This window comes from Stenotrophomonas sp. Steno-Z10-BAI (genome assembly GCF_056393115.1).
Map to the genome: position 1 here is coordinate 1 of NZ_JBWJOZ010000013.1, position 17,230 is coordinate 17,230.

Annotated in this window: 13 protein-coding genes and 1 pseudogene; 12 read left to right on the top strand and 2 right to left on the bottom strand. The window is 62.0% G+C overall.

The features are described 5' to 3' along the window. Nucleotides 1-156: 156 nt before the first annotated feature. From AC06E9_RS19515 to AC06E9_RS19525, 3 genes and pseudogenes are all read left to right on the top strand, one after another. Nucleotides 157-1,286: pseudogene (locus AC06E9_RS19515) on the top strand (IS3 family transposase). Nucleotides 1,287-1,580: 294 nt separating this feature from the next. Beyond that, entirely contained in the window at nucleotides 1,581-3,356 is a 1,776-nt protein-coding gene (locus tag AC06E9_RS19520; RefSeq protein ID WP_004146476.1) for an oleate hydratase, read from the top strand. A 111-nt stretch (nucleotides 3,357-3,467) separates the two neighbouring features. Beyond that, nucleotides 3,468-3,608, top strand: coding sequence for a hypothetical protein (locus tag AC06E9_RS19525; protein WP_478056660.1), 141 nt, complete (start codon nucleotides 3,468-3,470; stop codon nucleotides 3,606-3,608). 5 nt (nucleotides 3,609-3,613) lie between these two features. On the opposite strand, the gene AC06E9_RS19530 is transcribed toward AC06E9_RS19525, so the two are convergent. Next, on the bottom strand, nucleotides 3,614-3,868 hold the full coding sequence (locus tag AC06E9_RS19530) for a transposase (protein ID WP_478056661.1): 255 nt from the start codon (nucleotides 3,866-3,868) through the stop codon (nucleotides 3,614-3,616). Between the two features lie 54 nt (nucleotides 3,869-3,922). Between AC06E9_RS19530 and AC06E9_RS19535 the strand changes: the two genes are divergently transcribed. The 9 genes from AC06E9_RS19535 (at nucleotide 3,923) to AC06E9_RS19575 (ending at nucleotide 16,239) form a co-directional block, all read left to right on the top strand. Then, nucleotides 3,923-5,079 (top strand): IS3 family transposase gene (locus AC06E9_RS19535; RefSeq protein WP_478056662.1). Its coding sequence is split into 2 segments (ribosomal slippage): nucleotides 3,923-4,172 and nucleotides 4,172-5,079, totalling 1,158 coding nucleotides; the frame shifts between segments, so codons are not numbered across the junction. Between the two features lie 526 nt (nucleotides 5,080-5,605). Further along, on the top strand, nucleotides 5,606-5,851 hold the full coding sequence (locus AC06E9_RS19540) for a DUF4258 domain-containing protein (protein WP_101101280.1): 246 nt from the start codon (nucleotides 5,606-5,608) through the stop codon (nucleotides 5,849-5,851). Nucleotides 5,852-5,853: 2 nt separating this feature from the next. Further along, nucleotides 5,854-7,749 (top strand): N-6 DNA methylase, encoded by a 1,896-nt coding sequence (locus AC06E9_RS19545; protein WP_478056663.1) that lies wholly within the window; start codon nucleotides 5,854-5,856, stop codon nucleotides 7,747-7,749. Beyond that, nucleotides 7,746-9,926, top strand: a complete 2,181-nt coding sequence (locus tag AC06E9_RS19550) for a type I restriction-modification system subunit M (RefSeq protein ID WP_478056664.1) — start codon at nucleotides 7,746-7,748, stop codon at nucleotides 9,924-9,926. Before AC06E9_RS19545 ends, AC06E9_RS19550 begins: the two co-directional genes overlap by 4 nt. Beyond that, complete coding sequence (locus AC06E9_RS19555; RefSeq protein ID WP_478056665.1) at nucleotides 9,923-11,092, top strand: restriction endonuclease subunit S; 1,170 nt, start codon at nucleotides 9,923-9,925, stop codon at nucleotides 11,090-11,092. The genes AC06E9_RS19550 and AC06E9_RS19555 overlap by 4 nt, the downstream gene beginning before the upstream one ends. 70 nt (nucleotides 11,093-11,162) lie before the next feature. Then, entirely contained in the window at nucleotides 11,163-11,498 is a 336-nt protein-coding gene (locus AC06E9_RS19560) for a type II toxin-antitoxin system Phd/YefM family antitoxin (RefSeq protein ID WP_478056666.1), read from the top strand. Between the two features lie 3 nt (nucleotides 11,499-11,501). After that, nucleotides 11,502-11,858 carry a type II toxin-antitoxin system RelE/ParE family toxin gene (locus AC06E9_RS19565; protein ID WP_478056667.1) on the top strand — a complete coding sequence of 119 codons (357 nt, stop codon included), beginning with the start codon at nucleotides 11,502-11,504 and terminating at the stop codon, nucleotides 11,856-11,858. 4 nt (nucleotides 11,859-11,862) lie between these two features. Continuing rightward, nucleotides 11,863-15,192, top strand: coding sequence for a type I restriction endonuclease subunit R (locus AC06E9_RS19570; protein WP_478056668.1), 3,330 nt, complete (start codon nucleotides 11,863-11,865; stop codon nucleotides 15,190-15,192). A 186-nt stretch (nucleotides 15,193-15,378) separates the two neighbouring features. After that, entirely contained in the window at nucleotides 15,379-16,239 is an 861-nt protein-coding gene (locus AC06E9_RS19575) for a MobA/MobL family protein (protein WP_228756291.1), read from the top strand. 213 nt (nucleotides 16,240-16,452) lie between these two features. On the opposite strand, the gene AC06E9_RS19580 is transcribed toward AC06E9_RS19575, so the two are convergent. Further along, nucleotides 16,453-17,230, bottom strand: a 778-nt coding sequence (locus tag AC06E9_RS19580) for a DUF3987 domain-containing protein (protein ID WP_478056669.1), incomplete at its 5' end; no start/stop codon positions are given.

Genomic DNA, 17,230 nt, shown 5'->3' on the forward strand with positions numbered 1-17,230 from the left:
CGGCATAGGTATGCGGAAAAGGGGGCGGGAGGAGAAAGGGTCACGAGGAAAGAGGGGGCAGGTACATTTAGAGCTGGCCCCGGAAATCTGAACAGCTCGATAGGTGGATTTCCTGCTCACTGAGGCAATGATGATCGCCGCGCAAGGAGCAGAACCATGGCAAGACGACCTCGCCGCAACCACTCGCTGGCCTTCAAGGCCAAAGTGGCCTTGGCCGCCATCAAGGGAGACAAGACGCTGGCCGAACTTGCCCAGCAGTTCGACCTCCATCCCAAGCAGATCACGCAGTGGCGCAGCCAGCTGCTCGAGAACGCAGCCGATGCGTTTGGTGGCGCCGAGCCGGGCCCGCCGCCAGTGGACGTGAAGGCCCTGCACGCCAAGATCGGGGAGTTGACGCTGGAGAACGATTTTTTAGAAGGCGCGCTCACCAAAGCGGGTTTGCTGAGCGCAAAGCGATGATCGACCGCATCCATGCTCTGCCGGTGACCCGGCAGGCCCAGGCTCTGGGCATCAGCCGCGGCAGCGTGTACTACCTGCCACGCCCCGTCCCGGCGCAGGATCTGGCGCTGATGCGCCGGATCGACGAACTGCATCTGGAGCTTCCGTTCGCCGGCAGCCGGATGCTGCGCGACCTGCTGAACCAGGAAGGCTTCACCGTGGGCCGCAAGCACGTGGCCACGCTGATGCGGCGGATGGGCATCGAGGCGCTGTACCGCAAGCCCAACACCAGCCGCAGGCATCCGGGGCATACGATCTATCTGTACCTGCTGCGGAGCCTGAAGATCGACCGGCCCAACCAGGTCTGGGCGATGGATATCACCTACATCCCGATGGCTCGTGGCTTCGTCTACCTGTCCGCCGTGATCGACTGGCACAGCCGCCGGGTGCTGGCGTAGCGGGTGTCGATCACCATGGACGCCGACTTCTGCATCGAGGCCGTGGAGGAGGCCATTGCCCGCCATGGCGCGCCGGAGATCCTCAACACCGACCAGGGCAGCCAGTTCACCAGTCAGACCTTTACCGGGTTGCTCAAACAGCACGGTATCGCCATCAGCATGGATGGCAAGGGATGCTGGCGCGACAACGTGTTCATCGGGCGGCTGTGGAAATCGGTCAAATACGAAGAGGTCTACCTGCGTGCCTACGACAGCGTCAGCCACGCCAAGGCTTCGCTGTCCCGCTACCTGACCTTCTACAACCAGCGAAGGCCGCACACCGCGCTTGATCGACTCACGCCAGATCAGGTCTACTTCAACCAACCGCTGCCTTTGCCGAAGGCAGCTTGACCGGCAGGCGATCCACTTATCGGATACGGCTTGGCTGTTCAAACAGACGGGGCCAGCTCTGTATGACCGGATCGCTGCCGGCCGGGAACCCGCGGTGTGCCCCGTTGCCGGGCGACAGGGCGGCGGCCACGACGCGCCCCCTCGCCACCACGATCGCCCCTGCACTGCGAACCCGTCATTCGCGCGGCGCGTCTGTCGGTTCGATTCTTCATCCATTCTTATCAGATGCTTTGCGAATGTTCTCCCTGATCGCTGGCTGGGGCCGCGATCGACCCCTCAACCATGGAGATCGACATGTACAGGAGCAGTGGAAACTTCGAGGCGTTCTCGCGCCCCCCCAAGCCCGAAGGCGTGGAGGGCCGCCGTGCCTACTTCGTCGGTTCCGGCCTGGCCTCGCTGGCGGGTGCGGTGTTCCTGATCCGCGACGCGCGGATGCCCGGCAGTGCGATCACGATCTTCGAGGAGCTTGCGCTGCCCGGCGGCAGCATGGACGGCATCCTCGACCGGCACAAGGGATTCATCATCCGCGGCGGTCGCGAGATGGAAGCGCACTTCGAGACACTGTGGGACCTGTTCCGCTCGATCCCCTCGCTCGATACGCCCGATGCCTCGGTACTCGACGAGATGTACTGGCTGCACAAGACCGACCCGTCCCGCAACCCCTGCCGCGCGATCCACAACCGCGGCGAGCCGATCGAACGGATGCCCGACCTCACGCTCACTCCAGGAGCGGTGGAGGAACTGATCGCGCTGGCGCTGACCCGCGAAAGCGAGCTGGACGACAAGCGCATCGACGAAGTGTTCGGCGAGGAATTCTTCGCTTCGAACTTCTGGCTGTACTGGGCCACCATGTTCGCGTTCGAGCCATGGGCCAGCGCGGTGGAGATGCGGCGCTACATCCTGCGTTTCGTCCATCACATTTCGACCCTGTCGGACCTGACTTCGCTGCGCTTCACCCACTACAACCAGTACGAGTCGCTGATCCGTCCGCTGGTGGCCTATCTGGAAGGACAGGGCGTCACCTTCCGCTACAACACGCAGGTCGACGACGTGCTGGTCACCGCGAGCGGCAATGGCAAGTTCGCGACCGCGATCCGGCTCACCAGCGACGGCGTCGCCGAGAAGATCGCCGTGGGTCCGAAGGACCTGGTGCTGGTCACCAACGGTTCGATCACCGAAAGCTCCACGTTCGGTGACAACGATACGCCGGCGTCCATCGTGACCGACCGCGGCGGCGCATGGTCGCTGTGGAAGCGAATGGCCGAGCGTGACCCCGCCTTCGGCCGTCCGGAGAAGTTCTGCGAGAACATTCCGGAGGCGAACTGGACGGTCTCCGCGACGGTCACGCTGACCGACGATCGCATCGTGCCGTATCTCGAACGGATCACGGGCCGCGACCCGCGATCGGGCGTGATCGTCACCGGTGGCCCCTGCAGCATCCAGGATTCAAGCTGGCTGTACGGTTTCAGCATGAGCCGGCAGCCCCACTTCGCCGAACAGGATCCGCAGAAGGAACTGGTGGTCTGGCTGTATGGGCTGTTTTCCGACAAGCCCGGCGACTACGTGCCGAAGACGATCCGCGAGTGCACCGGCGCGGAGCTGTGTGCCGAATGGCTGTACCACATCGGCGTGCCGGTGGACCAGATCGATGAGCTGGCGCACAACGCGGCCAGCACCGTGCCGTGCAACATGCCCTACATCACGTCCTATTTCATGCCGCGCGCGGCCGGCGACCGGCCGCTGGTGGTGCCGGAGGGCTCGCAGAACCTGGCGTTCATCGGCAATTTCGCCGAGACCGAGCACGACACGGTGTTCACCACCGAATACTCGGTGCGTACGGCGATGGAAGCTGTGTACACGTTGCTGGGGGTGGATCGCGGCGTGCCCGAGGTCTTTGCGTCGATGTTCGACGTGCGCGTGCTGCTCAGCGCGCTGTACTACCTCAACGATCGCAAGCCGCTGGACGAGGTGAAGCTGCCCTGGCTTGCGCGCATCGCCAGCAGTGCGGCCATCGCCAAGACCCGGGGCACCTATCTGGAGGATCTCCTGCGGGAGGCGAAGCTGGTCTGAGTGTGGCGGCGTCCGGGGTCCAGGCCGGCGCACCCTCATGCAGGCGGGTGGGCGAGGCGATGGCTACCCGCTGCTTGATGCCCCCGTGGGCGAGGCCAGTGGCGACGGCACGTGGGCCTGCAGGAAGGCCAGCATTGCTGCCAGCGTCTGCCGGCCTTCGTCGCTGTCGAGGTTGAATTGGTACTCGTGGCGTTGCGCGGGTTCGTGCCCTGGCGCGAAGAACAGGCTCTGTCGCGATCCCTGTGGAACTGACCTGATCATGCCGCCGCCGGCGCCAACCATGGATTGCGCGGCAAGTGCTTGAGCTTGGCGCACAACAGGTAGGCGATCGCGATCAGGTTCTCGTGGGTGGCATAGCCCTTCGCCCGCGCCTTGGCCGCCTGGATCTGGGCGTTCATCGCCTCCACGCTGGCGTTGGTGAGGCCACTCCGGAAGTGCTCGATGATCCCGGCCTTGTGCTCGCGCAGGGTCGCGCCAAGACGCTTGAACGGCGGCAGGCGGCTGGGGTTCACCCCCGTTTTCACGGACACTTACGAGAAGGCCGATCGAGGCCATGAGGAGTGTTCATGTCGAAGCGAAGGAAGTTCAGTGCGGAGTTCAAGCGCGGTGCTGTTGAGCAGGCGAGCCAGCCGGGCGTCAGCTGCGCTCAGGTGGCACGGGAGCTGGGGATCCGGGACACGCTGCTGACCCGCTGGAAGCGAGAGGCCCAGAGCCAAGGCAAGGTGGCCTTCGGCGGCACCGGCACGCCCCGGGATGAGGAACTCGCCCGCCTGAAGCGCGAGCTGGCCCGGGTGAAGAAGGAGCGGGATTTTTTAAGAGAAGCGGCGACGTTCTTTGCCAAGGGATCGTCCTGAGGTATCAGGCGATCGAACGTTGCCGCGATGAATTCCCGGTTCGGCTGATGTGCCGCTGCCTGCAGGTGTCCGCCAGCGGCTATTACGACTGGAGCAAGCGCCTGCCAAGCGCCCGCCAGCTCGACAACGAGCGCTTGCTCGACCGAATCCGTGAGTTGCACGAAGACAGCCGTGGCACGCTGGGCGCCGGTCGCATGCACGAAGACCTTGCCGAGGAAGGCGAGTCGGCCAGCCTGAACCGGGTGGCGCGCCTGATGGCGGCCGATGGCCTGCAGGGCTGGCCCCGGCCGAAGCGGCGTGGCCCGCGCAGCCAGCCGGCGCTGACGCCGCCGGGGGTGCGCAACCTGCTGGAGCGGGACTTCACTGCATTGGAGCCGGAGACCAAGTGGGTCACCGACATCACCGAGCTCAAGACCCGGCAGGGCAAGCTGTACCTGTGCATCGTGCTGGACCTGTTCGACCAACGGGTCGTGGGGTGGTCGATGCACCACCGGCAGGACCGGCAAATGGTGATCCGGGCCGTGCAGATGGCGGTCTGGCAGCGCCAAGGCAGCCATCCGGTGATCCTGCACTCCGACCGTGGCAGCCAGTTCCGAAGCGGCGACTACCAGCGTTACCTGACGGCCAACGGCCTGGTGTGCTCGATGAGCGCAGTGGGCCATTGCGGTGACAACGCAGCATGCGAAGGCTTCTTCGGCCTGCTCAAGCGCGAGCGGGTCTACCGCATGACCTACCCGACGCTCGATGCCGCACGGGCCGATGTGTTCGAATACATCGAGCGGTTCCACAATCCGAGGATGCGACGAAGGGTCGCCAGGCAAGACCAGAAGTTCTCAACCCTTTTACAACCGTCCGTGATTTCGGGGTAGAACCCGACGTCGCCACTTGGGTTCGCCGGAGCTTCTACCCAGAGAGGGCGCTATACAGGCTCTTCGTCACCCAATATGCCAACCGAGCCGAGGCCCAACGCGCGGGCTTTCCCAAAAGGCGGCTGGCCTACTGGGTATTCACTGACGAAGAGAACGACCGGATTCCGAACTTCTACACCCCCGTCAACGACTTCATCGACCGGCTAGAGTCCGCCAGAGTCATTCGGCAACTGCCGGCGCCCAAAGGCGAGTGCGAAGTCCTTCCGCCGCCGTCTTCGGGCTTCACGCCTGCGGCGGCAGTGGCAATGGGGCCGCTTCCGCTCGGCTAGAAGGGGGAGCGCGGAGGGCCTCTGTTCCTCTTTTCTCTTTTTTTTCAATAGGATAGAGTGCTTTTGGCACGCTAGCCTACCGAAAAAACTGAACATAATTTAAATAAGCACAATCGCATTAGGCAATTACTGCAGCGTTCGCATTGACTTGCGCCGCGCATAGGTGCAGCCTACGCTTAACAGCGGAGGGAGCTGCAATGCATAAGACGAAGCACTTTCAGCAGCGGATGGGCCAGCGGGGCATCAACCAGGCGATGATCGATCTGGTTTTGGGGTACGGCGAAAACGAGGGCAGCAAGGTGGTCCTGAGCCGCAAGAAGTCGGAGCAGCTTCGCGAAGCGCTTCGCACCCTCATGAAGATCGTAGACAAGGGCGGCTTGGTGGTCGTTGCCGAGGGCGATGCCCAGATCACCACGTATAACTATGCGGGCAGGAGCCAGTGACTATGTCCAAGGACAATGCCGGACAGGTCCTGTTCCAGGTGATGGAGCACTTCCGCAGCACCTCTCTCAGCGTCGACGAGTCCAAGTTGCTCGCGTTCCAGTTGCTCACGTGGGCGCATCTGTCGGCAAAGGACAGGCTTGAGCCCAGTGTCACGCTTGATACCGCCGTGGCTCAGGGAGGCGTCGAGGGGCTGTTGAGCGTTCTGAAGAAACTGTTCTGGCAACCCGGCGCGCTCGGAATGGCGTTTTTCAATGCCAATCGATACGTCGAGCAGGCGAATGATGCGGTTTTCGCTGCGCTGAGAACGGTGAAGTACCTGGTCGACGGCGGTGTATTCGAGAGGTTCTCGCCGGTCGATGTCGCCGGTGACCTGGTCGGTGGCACTTTCGAGGGTTTCGATGTGCCCGTCGAGCTGGCGCGTCTGATGAAAGATGTAGCGGTCGGTGAGACTACGCGTGCGGCCTACTTGCCTTGGGAGACTAGCGGCCAGCTTGTCGGGGTGCTGATGGATCAGCCTGACCTGCGCGTCCACGCTGAAGCACATCTCGGATCGCAAGTTGCGGCATTGCTCGCCGTGTTTCGTGCAGCGCCTACAGACGTTGCGCCAAACGATCCGCTGCGTGCGCCTGCAGCAGTTCATGGCGGACACCTGGAAAGATTTGACGCAACCCTTTCGATTCCACCGATGGGCATGGCCGGCGGCGTCGATGACGTGGTGATGCAGGACATCTACAGCCGCTTTCCTGTGGTCAAGGCCAGCGTGACAGGTCTGATGGTGCAGCACATTGCAGCGCAGACACGTGGAATTGCCGCAATCGTTGTACCTAATGGCTTTCTCTTCAGCTCAGGCAAGGATCGGGACGTTCGCGAATACCTGTTGCAGCAAGGCTGGGTCGAGGCGGTCATTGCGCTGCCCAATGGCATCTTCCAGCCCAGCGGGCTGGGAACATCCATGCTGGTGTTGAACACGCAGGCGCGCCACCGTCGCGTCGGATTCGTCGATGCATCGTTGCCGCACTTCCGTGTGTCGATGGGCAAGGGGCGGGTTGCGCTGCAGAACACCGGCCTCGTTGTGGACTTCTGCAGGCAGTTGCGCGTTGAATCTGACATCCAGGCGGCGGCTGGACGTCAAGAAGAGGACTCGTATACGCAAGTCGTCAGTCTGGACGCCATTTTTGACAACGATGCCACGCTGGATGTCGGTCGCTACGTCATTCCAGACCAGCAGCGTAAAGCGCAAGCGCGGTTGGAAACCCTGCCAACCGAAACACTGGAAGATGTGGTCCGCATCCTCATTCCAATACCCAACAGGGACCGCGGAGTGGATGTGTCAGCAGGAGTCGATGTTCTCGAGGTCGGGGCCGTCGATCTTCCCAGCGCCGGCTACATCCGGACCCCCGGGAAGAGTGTCAGAGTGCAACTGGCCGCCAAGCGTTCCGGCGATGTAATGGATATCTTCCTGCGGCCGCATGATCTGCTGTTGGTCGTCAAAGGCACCGTTGGAAAGATTGGCATCGTGCCCGACAACGTGCCGCCACCCGGGGAAGGAGGCTGGATTGTCGGACAGTCGTTCGTGGTCCTGCGGGGGTCAAAGCCCGGCGTGGACCTCCGTGGCCTGGGCTTGTGGTTGCGGTCGAAGATGGGCCAGCAGGTGCTGGACGGCATCAAGACCGGCGCGACCATCCCGATGATGTCCATCAGCACGCTTCGCAAGCTCAAGGTCTTTGCGCTGAACCCGCCATTGACTGAGGCCGCAGTCGAAATCCTCGAACGAGAAGAAGAGCTGCAGGGGCAGATCGATAGCTTGCAGGATGAGCAGGCCGGGATTGCAGAGGACTTCTGGAAGGAACTTCTCGCACAGCTCCAGCAGCCGCACAAGGATCAGGACACCCGATGAACATCCAACAACTCGAAAGCGACCTGTGGCAGTCGGCAGACGACCTGCGCGCCAACTCCAAGCTCACCGCCAGCGAATACTCAATGCCGGTTCTGGGGCTGATCTTCCTGCGCCACGCCAGCAACCGCTTCAATGCCTACCTGCCCGGGATCACCGCCGGAATCGGCCCGAAGGTTCCCGCTTCACGGCGGGAAGCCCTCATCAAGCTCGGCTTCCAGGGCAAGGCCGCAATCTATCTGCCGGAGGCGGCGCGCTTCGAGCACATCGCCGCTCTGCCGGCGGGCCCAGGAGTCGGCGAGGCGATCGATGCGGCCATGGGCAGCATTGAAGCCGAGCATGAAGTCCTGCGAGGCGCGCTGCCGCGTGGCTTCCCAGCGTTCGAGCCGGACCTGCTGGCGCGGCTCATCAAGGTTTTCGACGGGGAGGCGATCCGCAACGCGACCGGCGACGTGTTCGGGCGCATCTACGAGTACTTCCTCAACAAGTTCGCGATGACCGGCGCCCAGGAGGGCGGCGAGTTCTTCACTCCGCCCTCGCTGGTGCGGATGATCGTCAACGTCATCGAACCCGACCACGGCCTCGTGCTGGATCCGGCCTGTGGATCGGCGGGCATGTTCGTGCAGTCCGGCCATTTCATCGAGAGTCGCGGCCAGGATCCGCTGGATTCCGGCGTGGTGTTCCACGGGCAGGAAAAGAGCGACACCAACACCAAGCTGGCGCGCATGAACCTGGCGGTGCACGGACTGGATGCCAGCAACATCCGCCAAGGCAATACCTTCTACGAACAGATCGAACCGCTGATTGGCGAGTGCGATTTCGTCATGGCCAATCCGCCGTTTAACGTGGATGGCGTGGAGACCAGGAAGGTCGAAAGCCAGGTCGCGCCCGGTGGCCGCTTGCCGTTCGGTCTGCCCGGCCTGAACGCCAAGACCGGGGCGATCTCCAATGCCAACAGCCTGTGGATCCAGTACTTCCACTCCTATCTGAACCCGACCGGCCGCGCCGGGTTCGTGATGGCGTCCAGTGCATCGGACGCCGGCAACAAGGACAAGGAGATCCGCGAGAAGCTGGTCAGGACCGGCGATGTGGACGTGATGGTCGCCATCGGCAACAAGTTCTTCTACACCCGCAGCCTGCCGTGCACGCTGTGGTTCTTCGACAAGGGCAAGCCGGAGTCGCGCAGGGACACGGTGCTGATGCTGGATGCACGCAACGTCTATACGGTCGTCTCCGCGCGTTCGCATGTCTTCACCGAGGAGCAGCTCGCCAACCTCAACGCGGTGGTGTGGCTGTATCGGGGGGAGGGCGACAGGTTTGCGGCGCTGGTGACCAGCCATCAGCAGCAAGCGGATGGCTGGTTGGCGCAGCTGCCGCAGCGGCTGGCCGACGACACGGCGGCAATCGAGGTGCTGGCTCGGCATCTGACCGTGTTCGCAAAGGGCGCGACGCAGGCCGAGCTCAATGACGGCGTGGACGACGAGGCCCGGCTCGATGAAGCGACGCTAGCGGCCTTCAAAGCAGAGCTTGACGCGGCTCGGGAGGACGGCAAGGACACCGGGCAAGCCGTCGCAGACCTTGAGGCGGCGATGACGCTTGCACGGAAGGTCGTTGCGAAGGCCCGGCCGGACAAGCTTGACAGCGTGAAGGTCGCGCAGGCCGCGCTGGAAGACCTTGCGCCGCAACTGAAGGCCACGGCCCGGCAGCTTGAGGCCCGGCACAAGCAATGGCTGAAGTTGCTGGACAAGGCCGAGAAAGAGCTGCGTGGGCGCAAGAGCGACGCCTTCGATGCCAAGGCCATCCGAGAGGCCAGACGCGCCTTGTTGGCCGCAGACCGGAATCGGAATGAAGAGGCCACGATTCGCGACCTGGCGCTGGAGGCGCTGAAGCAATCCGGCTACTTCATCGCCCAGGGGCACTGGTTGCTATCGCGGTTTCCCGACGGCGTGTTCCTGGATGTGCCGGGTCTGTGCGCTGCCGTCCCCCTTGAGCGCATCGGGCAGAACGACTGGTCGCTCACGCCGGGGCGCTATGTCGGCGTAGCGGTGGTCACTGAAGATGACGAAGAAGGGTTTGCCGAGCGGATGCGGGCCATCCATGACGAGCTGGCAGAGTTGGATGAGAAGGCATCCGAGCTTGCGGCGACCATCAGCGAGAACTTCGAGGAGTTGTTCGCGTGAGTGACAGTGTACGAACGATTCGAGACATTGCTATTGGCGTTTACGACGGCCCGCATGCAACGCCAGAGCTTCATGAAGAGGGTGCAGCGGTATTCCTTGGAATTCCTAACATTTCGGCAGATGGCAGAATTGACCTAGCCACTGCCCGGTGGGTTGCCGATCGTGACCTTCCGAGATGGAATCGTCGCGTGACGCCGCAGGCGAATGACATCGTTTTCACCTATGAAGCAACTTTGAATAGGTACGCCATCATCCCCGACGGCATGAGTTTCACGTTGGGTCGTAGAACCGCATTGATACGCCCGGATCCAGAAAAGATCGACTATCGCTATCTGTTCTACTACTTCTTCGCGCCGAGATGGCGGGCACAGATTGAAGCAAAAACGATGACGGGCGCGACGGTTGATCGGATTCCGTTGACGAATTTTCCAGGCTTCGAGATTTTTGTTCCTTCGTTGGGAGAGCAGCGAAGAATATCTGCAGTACTGTTCGCTTACGACGATCTCATCGCCACTAATCAGCGCCGCATCGCCCTTCTGGAAGACGCCGCCCGTCGCCTATATCGAGAATGGTTCGTGCATCTACGCTTTCCCGGCCATGAGACCGTCACGGTGGTGGATGGCGTGCCGGAGGGTTGGGCACGCAAGACCTTGGGTCAAATCGCGCCGCTCAAGTACGGCAAGGCGCTTAAAGCTACGGAACGCAAGGATGGACAGGTGCCTGTGTATGGCTCAAGTGGGGTTGTCGGTAACCATGATCGTGCGCTCGTGGATGGGGGCGCCATCGTAGTCGGGCGCAAAGGCAATGTGGGCAGCCTGTACTTTTCGCCCGAGCCCTGCTTTCCGATCGATACGGTGTTCTTCATTGATCCCGAAGCGTCGACGTTCTATTTATTGCAAGCCCTGAGCAACCTGAACTTCATCAGCAGCGATGCCGCTGTGCCTGGTTTAAATCGAAACTACGCACATTCGCTGTCATTGCTTGTGCCAGCCGGTGAAGTTGCTGCTTCCTTCGAAACATTAGTCGCACCGCTGTATTCGCAAGCATTCCAATTGGAAAGGCAAAAAAAGAAACTCGCCAGAGCCCGCGACGCCCTGCTGCCCAAGCTGATGAGCGGACAACTGGACGTCTCCGGCATCCCGCTACCGCAGCCGGAAGCGGCGTAGCCCGGAGGGCGAGTTTGCCAAACATCAACGAATACATTAAGGTTTAGGCGCATCAACACCCGGAGCCGCCATGCCCATCACCTCACAGGACATCGTGCCCTTCAACAAGGCTCGCGCCGACCTGACCCGGCTGGCCGATGAAGTCCGCGCCGGCCACGAAAAGATCATCACCCGCAACGGCGAGAGCTATGTGGCGCTGGTGGATGCCCGCAAGCTGGACTACTACCACCGTCTGGAGCGCGAAACGTTGGCACGAGCCAACTTCCAGCTTGGCCTGCTGAACGACGTGACCGCCGGTTTGCAGTACATTCGCGCGGGCAAGCCCGGCATCCCGGTGGAGGAGGCCAGGGCGCGGTCGCAGACCCGGCTGGACGCGGCCAGGGCCGCACGCAAGACGGACGCCTGACGCATGCAGGTCGTCCTGGGTGCGGCCTACGAGCGCAGACTGGACGAGGCCGTGGCGCACCTGCTCGGCGTTGGCGCGGATGCCGCGGCGCAGGAGCTGCTGGACGACGCCTATGACGCCTTGCCCAAGCGTTTGGCTCAGGCGCCGCGCATCGGGCGCGAATTCATCGCCCACAACCCTGAAGCGCCCGAAGTGTTCGCTGCCTGGACAGCCGTGCGCGACCTGCTGGGCGATGACATCGAGCTGCGCGAGTACATTCTGGAAGAATACCTGGCGCTGTATGCCATCCATCAGGACTGCATCCATCTGCTGACGCTGCGCCATCACCGCCAGTGCGGCTTTGACTTCAGCGAGGCGTGAGGCGATGAGTGCACGGGGGGATTACAGCGAAGACGGGATGATCCAGAAGGATGCCGCCGCAATCCTCGGTGAGCTTGGTTGGTCGTCGATCCATGCCCAGGCCGAGACCGAGGACAGGCCGCATCTCACCGGACGTAACAACTTCACCGAGACGGTGCTCAAGCCCGACCTGCGCGCCGCGCTGGAGCGCCTCAATCCCGGTCTGCCCGAAGAGGCCTACCAGCAGGCCATCGACCAGGCGACCGCCCACGATCACGCCAAGACCCTGGTGGCCATCAACCAGGACAAGTACGAGCTGTTGCGCAACGGTGCGCTGGTTCGGTTCAAGGACGGCGCCGGGCGAGCCGTGGAACGCCGCCTGCGGCTGGTCGATTTTGTCGATCCGGACAACAATAGCTTCAAGGCCGTGCGCGAGCTGTGGGTGCGCGGGAGGAACTACCTGCGTCGCGCCGACCTGGTGGGCTTAGTCAACGGCCTGCCGCTGGTGTTCGTCGAGCTCAAGCGCTTCGACGTGGACTACCACGACGCCTACAAGAAGAACTACCGCGACTATCGCGGCACCGATGAATCCGGCAAGCAAGCCGCCATCGAAGGCAGCATCGAGCAGTTGTTCCACTGGAACCAGTTTGTGGTGTTCTCCAATGGCCACATCGCCAAGTACGCCAGTATCACGGCCACGCCCGAGCACCACTACCAGTGGAAGCGTCTGGACGAGGACGATCCGGAGCCGAGAAAGAGCACGATGCAGCTTCCGCTGCTGCTGCGCGGAATGATGGACAGGGCGCGGCTGCTGGACATCATCGAGAACTTCATCCTGTTCGATGCCAGCGAAGGCGGCGCCGCCAAGATCGTGGCCCGCAACCACCAGTATCTGGGCGTGAATCGCGTCATCGCACGGCTGCAGTCGGACGATGACAAGGTGAAAGCCGAGCTGGCGAAGGGCCAGCTCGGCGTGTTCTGGCATACCCAGGGGTCGGGCAAGTCGTACTCCATCGTGTTCCTGAGCGAGAAGATCCGGCGCAGGGTGTCGGCGGGTTACACCTTTGTTGTCGTCACCGATCGCAGCGAGCTGGATGACCAGATCGCCGGCACCTACACCCATTGCGGGCGCGCAAATGCCAAGGATGACCAAGCCCAGAGCGGCGCCAGCCTGCGGGCCATGCTCCGCGACAGCAACCGCAGCCATGTGTTCACCCTGATCCAGAAGTACCGCGAGCGCGTGACGGAGCCCTATTCGGAGCGCGGCGACATCATCGTCATCAGCGACGAGGCGCATCGCAGCCAGTACGGACGCCTGGCTCTGAACATGCGCAAGGGATTGCCCAATGCCAAGTTCATCGGCTTCACAGGCACCCCGCTGATCGAAGCGGCGGAGAAGCAGCTCACCCGCGAAGTGTTTGGTGACTACGTCTCTGTCTACGACTTCCAGCGTGCGGTCGCTGATGGCGCGACCCTGCCGCTGAAGTACGAGAACCACGGTGAGAAGCTGAAGATCGTTGATGACGATCTGAACGAGAAGATCACCCGCTACATCGAGGAAGCCATGCTCGACTCCACGGCGGAAGACCCGTGGACGGACGAGAAGGAAGACAAGCTCTACAGGAAGCTGGCCAGGGAGTACACCATCTTCACCTCGCCCACGCGCTTGGACGCGGTGGCGGAAGATTTCGTCAAGCACTACTCGCAGCGCCGCAATGCCGTCTCCGGTGGCAACAGCAAGGCGCTGATGGTCTGCATCGACAAGATCACCTGCGTGAAGATGTACGACCTGATCGCCGACAAGTGGAAGGCGCTGGGCGACACGCTGGAAGCGGAGCTGCTCGCCGATGAGGCGACCTTCAATGCCAAGTATCCGCAGCGCCCCTTGCCGCGGATCCTGCAGCAGAAGCGCGAACGCCTTGAGTGGATGCGCGAAACTGAGTTCTGCGTCGTGGTGTCCAGCGAGCAGGGCGAGGTGGAGGAGTTCAGGAAGTGGACCAACCATCGCGGTGAGCCGCTCGACATCGCGCCACATCGGGCGAAAATGACCTCGCGCAATCTCGAGCAGGAGTTCAAGAAGGCCGAGAACCCGTTCCGGGTCGCCATCGTCTGCGCGATGTGGCTGACCGGCTTCGACGTGAAGTCACTGGCCACCCTGTACCTGGACAAGCCGATGCAGGGCCACACCCTGATGCAGGCGATTGCCCGGGTGAACCGCGTTGGCGGGGGTAAGGCGAACGGCCTGATCATCGACTACAACGGCATGATCAAGAGCCTGCGCAAGGCGTTGGCGACGTTCGCCCAGGGCGACCGCGACGGCAAGGTGGAAGTCGGCGAAGGTGAGGACCCCGGGTATCTGGAGGACGACGCCGAAGGGATTGCCGAGTATGCCGCGAGCATCGAGCATGCGGCCGAATTCCTGGCGGACCTTGGCTTCGAGCTGCAGGGCGTGATCGATGCCCAGGGCATGGACAAGGGCGAGAAAATCCTGGAGGCCTGCGATCTGCTTGCGGCCAGCAATGAGCGGCGCAAGACCTTCATGGTGATCGTGGAGGACGTTGCGGCCAAGTATCGCGGCCTGTTCCCGAATCCCGGGCTGTTTTCCTATGACGAGCAGGAGAGCGCCCTCAACGCCATCTACAACAAGCTGCAGGCGGCACGCACGTCGCCGGATATCACCAGGCTGCTGCAGGGTTTCTATGACGTGGTGGACCTTGGCATTGGCCTGGAGCAGGGGGCCAGCAAGGCGCCTGCGCAGTTCGACCTGAGCACCATCGACTTCGACCGGTTGCGGGCGGAGTTCCAGAACATCAAGCAGAAGAATCTGGTCGCGCTGAACCTCATGGAGAAGATCGAGGAAGGGCTGAAGGCTATGGTGCTGGAGAACCCGACGCGGATCGACCTGTACGAGAAGTTCCAGCGCATCGTTGCCGAGTACAACACCGACAAGGACGAGGCTGAGATCCAGAAAGTGATGGGAGAGCTGTTCGCTACCCATGACGAGATGGACGAGGAAGCCAGGCGCTTCCAGCGGGAAGGCCTGGAGACCGAGCAGCAGCTCGCCGTGTTCGACCTGTTGCGGAAGAAGTCACTCAGCCGGAAGGATCGGGAGGCGGTCAAGAAGGCGGCCGTCGAGCTGCTGGCGAGGCTGGAGGAGCGCAATCTGCTGATAGGCCACCTGCGCGACATGGCAGCGAAGCAGGCGCAGTTGCGTCACGAGATCGAGAACCATCTGTGGGACAGCGGAATGGCCGACATGGGCTATTCCGAAGACGAGGTGGTGAGCAAGGGCGATGCCGTGTTCGCCTATCTGTTTGCCGGTGCTGCCAGCGGCAGTGCGCGGATGCTTCATTGACGCGTGTCGGTAGGCATCTCAGGCCTGGACCGCCGAAGGTCTGGCTGTGTTGCTCAAGCGAGCCGCTTTCGCCATCCAACTTCAGTGTCATGAAGAACCAGTAAAAGTAATTTTATACCTGCGTAACACTACCCTATGAGCAAGGGTGGGTTCGATGATTGGTAGTTCGCAGTAATCAGTGCTGGCTTGTCCCATATTGATAGGGGGGGCAAAGCCTTCGCGCACTTACCGTTTCCCCACGAATCACTTCAATTGCTCAAAGACCGGCCAAGGCAACCTGGCCGGTCTTTTCATTTCTACAACCAAGAAAAGGGTAGTGCGCTGATGGCAACGTTTCATGTTCAAATCAAGAGTGGAGGCAAAGGAACCGCAGGTGACCATGCGGATTACATCGCCAGAAATGGCTTTCACCGCAAACGCGACGATCTGGTTCATGCGAGCCATGGAAACCTGCCGCGTTGGGCGGACAACAATCCGAAGGTCATGTGGAGGGCCGCGGACAAGTACGAACGCAAGAACGGTGCCGCATACCGCGAGGCGATCATTGCGCTGCCTGCTGAGCTGACAGCAGAGCAGAACGCGGCTTTGGTGGACGATATCGTTGCGAAGCTGACGCCTGGAAAGCCATACCAGTTTGCAATCCATGCGCCATCATCCTCGCTGGAGGGTGAGGCCAATCCACATCTCCACCTGATGACGTGTGATCGCATGGATGATGGAGTCGAGCGATCTTCAGATCGCTTCTTCACTCGGTACAACAGTAAGCGACCGGAGGATGGCGGTCGCAGGAAAGCCAGTGGAGGACGCAATCGCATGCAGCTCAGGGACGAGGTCATCGCGATGCGAAAGTCGGTGGCGGACACCATCAATCAGCATCTTGAGATCAACGGGCATGCTGCGAGGGTCGATCACCGGACGCTCAAGGAGCAGGGCGCTGATAGAAGGGCTGAACGCCATCTCGGACCGGCGAGGATTCGAGGAATGTCACCGCAGGAGAAGGCTCAATACGTTTCGGTACGTCGAAATGGCGAGAGCGATTCGGCCTGACCTGCCGTGCGGGCTACGATGGGTTGGTGGGTCAGTGCCATGACCCTAGCGGCGTGCCGGTAGGCCTGCGCTGGGGGCGATTTGCGGCACTTGTAGCAGAATCGCACGTCGTGCAATCGGTTGTTCCCTCAAATCGGCCTGTCGGCAGGGGGATAAGGAGCGAGGCCGCCCCGTTAACGGGGCGGCCTCGGTCGCTGTAGTTGGCAGGGTCTCCTACTGGGTCGTGATCTGGCTGAAGACTGCCCCGTTCAAGTGGATCCAGAGCCTGCCTTTCCCTCGGGCGGCGTCCTGATGCATCACGCGGACAGAGTCCTCCATCTGCAGTTGATGGAGTGCCGCTTCGAAGCGTCCCTGGTTCCGGATCGGGCCGCTCTTTCGTACTTCGTTGCGCACAGCCGCCCCATATCCAGCACACCAGTAGCGCCTCCACAGGTACATGGCCAGAGTGCGGACATCCTTGGCCTGCTCAGGCTCGTGATTCCTGTCTCCAAATACATCGAGGAACTCTTGGAAGTGCCAGCCCACGACTTCCAGCGCTCGGCCCAGAGTTTCCTTAGTGATCAGGTTGCCCTCCTGTGCGCTGAAATGGTGCAGGATTGCGGCAACCCGTCCCGTGATCTCCATCGATTTTGATGCGAAGTCCCGAACACTGGACAGATCGCCATCCTGGCGCAGGCGCGGTTCGATCGCGTTCTGAGTGTTCACCCAAAGCTCTTTCGCCTCTTGCGTGAACGTGAGCGTCTTACGGGTGTTATCACCGGCGATACGACGTGCCTGTGCGGCCGTGAGAAGTTCGCTCACACGCTGATGGAATCGGGGCAGCTGCTCCCAGACAGGTTCCTCAAGCGACATGAAGCGGAAGCCCTGCGTGGACGCGGGCCACGCGACGAGGTATCGCGCGAGGTGACCGGACCCGCGAGCCACCTCACCCCGCTTGGTCATGAACTCCCTGAACACCCTTTCCTGCACCATCATGCTGATGGTCAGGCGA